Genomic DNA, 7629 nt, shown 5'->3' with positions numbered 1-7629 from the left:
ACCCTCGACACCCTGCTTAAGAGGCAGGTGCTCTAACCAGCTGAGCTACTGGCCCTTATCTTTTCATTATAGCATAGATAGAGGTAAAAGTAAATATGAACGCTAGGAGTTTTCGGTCTGTTGGGTAGTTGAATGATGACGCTTACTCTTGCTAATTCTGTGAAAATCGACGATAATATACGAATAATGCCAGAGTTGAATCAAATTGGTGCCCATTTGCGGGCAGGTGTTATATGTGCACAGCGGCAGTCTGATGAGCGGCAGCAAATACTTAGTCAGGCTGATAAAATTAATGTCGTTGGTGCTGGCGGCATGTTGACGGCGGCTTACGAGCAGCTGCGCAACGCCGCTGAAAATACCGAGGAGCACTTGCTGCTACAAAATGCTATCCGGCGGTTTTTCAAACAATCGTTTATTGTTCGCGATGAGGCGTTGGTCCGCAAAAGCGGCGAAGAATTGGTGGTTGAATTGACTTTTGCGGGATATTTGCCCAACGATAGCGTGTCGCGCAGCCAAATCAAAGAGATTTCAAAACTAGCAATAGCACACTATAAAGCGTATGAAAAGCTGATTGCTGATCGTTCAATCAATTTGGATCGTTCTTCGGCGTGGCTGTTAGAAACTCTGTCGGTATTGACGGCGAATGTATTGGTTGATCGCGCAGGCGATCATGCGTTTATTGATTTTGCGTATGAATATTTCGAGACAGCAATTCCGCGAGATGCGCTGCAATCGACTTCGGCTGATGAATATGGAGCTGCGCTTTATGTGGCTATTCAGCAGGCGCTGATGAAGAGCGACGTAGCCACGGTGCGCGCAGGGCTATTGGTGCGTTATGGAACGAGCGTTGAGTCACTTGAGGCTTTTGTTGAATTTAATCGTAAAATTGATAAGATGCTGCGCAGCACGTCGGTCGAAGAGCTGCGCCGCGTGGTTGATCGGCAGGGGGCGCCGCTGCGCGTTATTCGCCATATGATGGAGACGCAAGACGACTTACCGGCGTTGTTGCAAAAACGCGAGGCATTTCTCGACGAATTTGAGCGGCAAGTGAACCGTGAATATTCTAGCATGATGGCGCGAATTAACCGGGCTATTATGCGCAGCGTGGTCTTCTTGGTAATTACTAAGTTTTTGATTGGCATCGCTATTGAAGTACCGTATGACCTATGGGCGCACGGACAAATTGAGTGGTTGGTGCTGATGATCAATTTGTTCTTCCCGCCGATATACATGGTGTTGCTGCGCTTAACGCTGAATGTGCCGGGATACGCAAATACCGAAGCGCTGATTAAACGAGTCGATCAGATGCTCTACGGCGGCGATAATACTGTACTGATGCGGCGGCAATTAGCGGGACGGACGTATAGCTCGATGTTTTCGATTATGTACGGCGTAATGAGTCTGGCAGTGTTCGCGCTGGCGACTTGGCTGCTGACGTTGATTGGTTTTTCACCAGTGCATATTATTATTTTCTTTGTATTTTTCTCGGCGGCGAGCTTCCTAGGCTTTCGCTTGAGCCGGTTGATTCGCGATCTCGAGATTGTGCGCAGTGCTAGCAACGGCTTTACCTTTGTACGCGATACGCTGTATTTGCCGTTTGTAGTCGCTGGCCGGTGGATGAGTGATAAATACGCGCAGGTTAATATTGTGTCGATGGTGTTGGATATGTTAATCGAATTACCGCTCAAAACCATTTTGCGCAAGATCCGGCAATGGGCAGCTTTTATTGATGATAGAAAGGACAGTATATCATGAAAGAGTTAAATGGCAAGGAACTACAAGGTTTTATTAAGCAGCGCCAAGCGCGTCAAGTACGAAATCTACGCCAAGAATATGGTGTGGTACCAAAACTAGTTATTATAATGAGCAAAAACGCTAGCCAAGCGATTCAAACGTATGTTCGGATGAAAACACGTTACGCAGCAGATATTCTGATTGATGTTGACGTACAAGCAGTCGCGCAAGCTGATATGATGGCGGCTATTGATCAAGCTAACAACGATCCAGTAGTGCAGGGAATAATTTTGCAATTGCCGATTGATGACGTGTCGCAGACCGAAAAGCTGTGCCAATTAATCGCGCCAGAGAAAGATGTTGATGGTTTAGGGTCTAGTAGTATCTATCCGAGCGCTACCGCCCAGGCAATTGATTGGCTATTGGCTGGGTATAATATCGAGCTATCGGATAAGCAAATTGCTATCGTGGGCCGCGGTAAGCTTGTCGGAGCGCCGCTCGAAAAAATGTGGCAGCAGCGCGGTCTAAACGTGCAGGTCTACGACAAGACGAATCCAGCTACCGCAGACAGTTTGCAAAAATGTAACGTAATTGTAACGGCGACCGGCGTGCCGCACTTGATCACCTCCGAAATGATCGCGCCAGAAACAGTAGTGGTGGATGCTGGTACGGCGAGCGAAGGCGGCGTGTTGGTCGGCGATGTTGACGATGCGGTTCGCCAGCGCAGCGATATTACGATTACACCGCAAAAGGGCGGTGTCGGTCCGTTGACATACGCAGTATTATTTGATCATCTGATTGAGGCGTGCTTGCGGCGAGTTGGTAAGTTATAGTAATTCTATCGCTTATCGTTCAGTGCTTCTTTGGCGTGGATGACAACTTGGCTAGGTGTTAGATTAGCCTTGACGATATAACTATGAATACCTAGGTTACGCAGCTCGGCAGGTGCCTCTTCTTCGCCTAGGTTGGTTAGGATGATAACTGGCGTATTAGCATTAGCGGGCTGCTGGCGGATTTTTCGCAGCGCTTCGGTGCCGTTCATATTCGGCATTTGCAGATCAAGCAAAATGATGTCAGGATTAGCATGCTGAACCACTTTAACGCCAGTCTCGCCGTCGCTGGCAGTGACCACATCAAATCCAGCCGCCTCGAACTTCATCCGGTACATTTGGTTGATTACTTGATCGTCCTCGATAATAGCGATAGTTGTCATGTTTTTATAATAGCATATCCCGGTTACTTTTCGAGTAAGCTCTAGCGTTATCGTCGAGAAAAGTGTACTATAAAGGCAATGAAGCGGTTTTTTGGTAGAGTTCGCCGTCCATCGTATCGTTCGCAGCAAGTTGTGGACGTTCTGACGCGCAAAATGGTTGATGCCAAAGACATTGATACATTGCTAAATAGCTATTTAGAAACTTTTGTTAGTGTACTGCAAGTACGTTTTGCTGGCGTGGCTTTTTGCGATCAATATCACCAGCCGTATATTGCTGGCAAGCGTAATGTGCCGGCATGGTTGGACTCGCAGACGCTTGGTTCTGGCGATATTGGTGATTATGCTCGGTATGGTATTGCAGTAATCTTACCGCTGTGCGTTGCTGATCAGAAAATTGGTTGCCTAGTAATTGGCGAGCGGCGTGATGGCTGCGAGATTCGCGGTAAGGAATTTGAACTGTTTGATGTTTTGGCGCGTAATCTATCGGTGGCGCTTTTGAACATGTTTCGCCTAGAGGAGATTCGCCGCTTAGCTGGAAATTTAGAGAAGGAAGTCGATGAGGCGACCAGTCAGCTGCGCCAGTCCAACAAAAGATTGCAGGCCCTGGATGCCACTAAAGATGAGTTTGTCAGTATGGCTAGCCACCAGCTGCGGACGCCGCTGACTAGCGTAAAAGGCTACTTGAGTATGGTTCTCGAGGGCGACGCTGGCGAGATTACACCGCCGCAGCGGCAGCTGCTAGAAGAGGCTTTTCGCAGCAGCGAGCGGATGGTGCGATTGGTTAGTGATTTTTTGAACGTGAGCCGTTTGCAGACTGGTAAATTTATTATCAATCGTACAGCGGTTAATTTGTCGCAGCTGGTTGCCGAAGAGGTTGCGAACGTAGATCAGGTAGCAAATACGCATAAGGTCAAGGTCACGTATCGCCAGCCAGCGCGTTTTCCGCTGCTGTATCTAGACGACACCAAGATTCGCCAAGTTATTATGAATTTCATTGATAACGCTATTTATTATTCACCAGACGCTAATACGGTAAAGGTCCGATTGTCAATTGAAGATGGCCAGGCAGTTTTGCGGGTAATCGATAAGGGAATGGGCGTATCGCCATCTGCCAAGAAAAAGCTCGGCACTAAGTTCTTTCGCGGCGACAACGCTCGGCGGCAGCGGCCAGACGGCACGGGGATCGGCTTATTCTTGGCGAAGAAAGTAGTCGAAGGACATGGCGGTACGATGATTTTCGAATCGGAGCTCGGCAAGGGTAGTACTTTTGGCTTTCGGCTACCGATTGCGGAGTTAAAGTCGCCGCCAGCTCTAGACGGCAGCAAAGCATAAATGGTATACTTTTATTTATGAAGAGGAAGACGGGATTTATCATAGGCGGCGGCCTGGCGATTATAGCAGTTGTTGTCGCTGCGGCAGCACTGGGATATCTTTACGGCGGCGTAAAAACGCCAGAACAGCGCGCGCTGGTTTACTATAATGTGTGCGGAAATGATATCATTGATAAGTTTAATGGTAGTATATCTTCCCCTGATAATCTGAAGAAGATTGCTGGCGAAATAGAGAAAAAGAATCACTATGCTGATGACGCCACGTGTGTTGTTGCTTTGTATTTTTATCATACGACCGCAGATGCGAACGGTCATAGCCAGAAGACGGACGAGTTATATAACAAAATAAAAAACCTGTCAGACAAAGGAATATACGCTAGCGGCAGGCTGAAGGTGCCAGTTAATGTTGAGCAGTTAAATTTGCTGCGCAGCAAGCAATCAGTTCCGGAGAATAAGCAATAATGCACGAGGGGCTGCTGCGTGGCTTGAAGTGGTGGCTTAGCTGTTTTGTTATTGTAGCAGCAGCAGGTATTGTTTGCTTACTAAGAAATGATACGTCTTATGCAGCTTACGGCTGGGGGTCTGGCCGTAATGATATGGAGAGGCAAGCTTGGGGCGGAGATCCGTGCGGCGATTATATTAATCACCCGTGCGCTGTTTGGTGGGCGTCTTATCATAATACAGGCTATTTTAGTATGGTTGGATCTACGCCTAGTAATCCGATAGAAATGGAGTGGAACGCAACGACAATATATTTTACGATACGAGGCTCATGGAATACGCAGCGATATCGATATCCGATTAGAATATTCTCTTTATTTACTTTTAACGGCCAGGGTAGACATATTTGGGCGACGAACCCAGCAGGTCATATAGATGGCAACGGTAATTATTTCTTTAATAGAGGATACTACTACGGCGGCGGTCCTGAATACCAGTGGATAAACGGCGAGAGTGAGTGGGATCAGTTGGATTTAGGTGCTGACGTTAATGGCGTTGCTCAACCTGGTGGCCAATCAGAATTGGTTACGTTTGGTGCGAAAAGTTGTTTAGCAGTTATGAAAGGCAATAAAGTAGTTACCTACAGTGGTTCTAGAATTAACTGTGGTACGGATAATATTTCTCTATGGGTTCGTCGTAAGCCAAGACCAAGCGGCTGGAAAGTTCAGGGTGAAAGCTATGTTTATGATCGCTCCGACAACAAAATTTATGCAAATTATAATAACTCTAATGCTTTTGGTAGTTCTCGTCCGTATGCCGAGCGGCATCTAGATGGTAAGCCTGATGTCTTTCCTGGAAAACAGGCCGAGTTCATAGCGACTCTTCGGAATACTCCATATTCAAATTATCAGCATACAACATCTAGTGTACAAGTGGTTATAGAATCAGCGTATTTTAATAATCTGCACGATGTTGCTAGCTGTGCCGGTAAGGATTGGCGCCATTGTGGTGGTAGTAATAATGGGCATAGAGTTCTCATTGCACGCGGAGCGGTCAGTAATATTTATAACAATAAATGCCGGTCGGCGCTTAATAACTTAGTGCAAAGTCCTAATAATACAAATACTTGGAGTGGTCGAGACGGCGACGATTGTATGAAGATTCGCGTACCTAGCGATGGTAGCAGGGCGGGATCTTATATATGCACCCAGATATGGTGGACGTGGCCTGATTCGGTGGTGCGTCGAGACTGGGCTTCAAGTGAGCCCGCTTGCGCAAGGGTGGCATCGGACTTTAATTTGGTGCCAGGAGTTGGTTCGGCGGGCGGGTCAACGGCTATTGGCGTACTAGAACAAGGTAATGCGACAACGCTAGATAGCACCATATACAATACCGGCGGGCGTCGCGAAGCTGGCGGCAGTAGTGATGCCGATGTCTTTACGTTTGCCTTCACTGGATCGGCTGCGGAAATGTCGGATGGTCAACTGGGCAGTATACTAAATAGCATATTCAATAAGAATGACGGAGACAGGCATTATGCCGATACGACCTATGGCGCAGGCGTGAACACATGCTCTTGGCTCAACTCTCAGCCTCAGTTGTCTGGTAAAATTAGCGATTGTACGCCAACAAATAACAAGCAGAGTGCTTTTGACAGGACTGAAGTTATTGATACGTCGGCGCTTGATACGGCACGATACAAGATTGGCGATGTAATTTGCCGGGTAGCTACTGTTAATAAGTATAACTGGGATACAACGGGAGATTCTTCAAAACGCCGCGTATCGTATCCGCGTTGCTACCGTATTTCCAAGAGGCCAATGGTACAAATCTGGGGTGGCGATGTGCGTGTCGGGTCGAGCAATATCGCGAATGCTTTAATCACCCAACAGTATAAGTCGGGCATCTATACTGGCGGCGCGCGTACGCTGACTATGAGTGGCAATACTCATTCGATCGGCAGCTGGGGTGAGTATGGCATGTTTGCGCCAGAAATTTCCTCGTATAGCCGGTCAAATGTTGTGTCGGCATCAGGAGGTGCTCTTTCTGGCATGGGTACGACATCGCGGTTGGGCATAGCGGCAGATAGCGAGTTAAATGGTCTAACATTTGCCAATAATAAGGCTAGATATGGGCAATGGGGAACTATCGGCGCGCAAAATACTGTCAAATCTAGTTATTTTGGCGCTCAGCGTCCGTTGGCGGGCGAGAATATCTCGCTTAACGGATTAGATGGCTCGTACAAATTGTCATCGTCGCGAGCAATCGTGAATTTGTCGGGCGGCACTATTGGGATGGGTAGGTCGGTTATCATTGATGCCGGTGACAAGACGGTGGTCGTAGACGGCGACATACGTTATGATACTAGTAATTTCTCTAGCGCTAGTCAATTGCCGCAGGTTGTAATTTATGCGCGCAATATCATTGTTAAGGATAGTGTGACTAATATTGATGCTTGGCTAATTGCTTCGGGTACTAATGCCGGCGTGGGCGGTGTAATCTCTACCTGCGAAGTTGACGAGAGTGGTGTTCGATCAGCATTGATCCGATCTGATTATACTAGCGGATTGAAATCGACGGTTTGCGACAAGCCATTACAGATTAATGGGGTAGTGTCGGCACGTGTTTTGCAGCTGCGCCGTACTCACGGAGCTGACGGTTCGGCTGGCAATGAGAATGGTTATACCACGCCAGCGGAGATTATTAACGCGCGGATGGATACGTACTTGTGGGCCTATAATAAAGCTAACGCAAACAGTTCTATTTCAACCGACACCACAACCGAGCTGCCACCGCGGTATTAGCAGTTGTTTATTGCGCAAATAAGGCCAATCTGTTAAGATATCTGTAAGTGCGGCCTTATCGTCTAACGGTTAGGACACCAGGTTTTCATCCTGGCAATCCGGGTTC

6 protein-coding genes are annotated in these 7629 nt (G+C 47.6%); 5 read left to right on the top strand and 1 reads right to left on the bottom strand.

Annotated features, from left to right (window positions below; genetic code table 11):
• Positions 1-132 precede the first annotated feature (132 nt).
• On the top strand, positions 133-1755 hold the full coding sequence (locus G1ANC_RS03035) for a hypothetical protein (protein ID WP_164997999.1): 1623 nt from the start codon (positions 133-135) through the stop codon (positions 1753-1755).
• Positions 1752-2567 (top strand): bifunctional 5,10-methylenetetrahydrofolate dehydrogenase/5,10-methenyltetrahydrofolate cyclohydrolase, encoded by an 816-nt coding sequence (locus G1ANC_RS03030; RefSeq protein ID WP_129693546.1) that lies wholly within the window; start codon positions 1752-1754, stop codon positions 2565-2567. The genes G1ANC_RS03035 and G1ANC_RS03030 overlap by 4 nt, the downstream gene beginning before the upstream one ends.
• A 5-nt stretch (positions 2568-2572) precedes the next feature.
• Here G1ANC_RS03030 and G1ANC_RS03025 read toward each other — a convergent pair whose 3' ends face one another.
• Entirely contained in the window at positions 2573-2947 is a 375-nt protein-coding gene (locus G1ANC_RS03025) for a response regulator transcription factor (protein ID WP_129693545.1), read from the bottom strand.
• Positions 2948-3025: 78 nt separating this feature from the next.
• Here G1ANC_RS03025 and G1ANC_RS03020 point away from each other — a divergent pair, with 78 nt between their 5' ends.
• Genes G1ANC_RS03020 through G1ANC_RS03010 form a run of 3 tightly spaced genes read left to right on the top strand, consistent with a single transcriptional unit; the run spans position 3026 to position 7523 of the window.
• Positions 3026-4279 carry a sensor histidine kinase KdpD gene (locus tag G1ANC_RS03020; protein ID WP_129693544.1) on the top strand — a complete coding sequence of 418 codons (1254 nt, stop codon included), beginning with the start codon at positions 3026-3028 and terminating at the stop codon, positions 4277-4279.
• A gap of 17 nt (positions 4280-4296) precedes the next feature.
• Positions 4297-4740 (top strand): hypothetical protein, encoded by a 444-nt coding sequence (locus G1ANC_RS03015; protein WP_129693543.1) that lies wholly within the window; start codon positions 4297-4299, stop codon positions 4738-4740.
• Positions 4740-7523, top strand: coding sequence for a hypothetical protein (locus tag G1ANC_RS03010; protein ID WP_129693542.1), 2784 nt, complete (start codon positions 4740-4742; stop codon positions 7521-7523). Before G1ANC_RS03015 ends, G1ANC_RS03010 begins: the two co-directional genes overlap by 1 nt.
• Positions 7524-7629: the final 106 nt, after the last annotated feature.

The sequence above is a fragment of the Candidatus Nanosynsacchari sp. TM7_ANC_38.39_G1_1 genome, assembly GCF_004138385.1.
The sequence above is the reverse complement of the archived record's forward strand: the minus strand, read 5'-3'. Positions and strand labels throughout refer to the sequence as shown.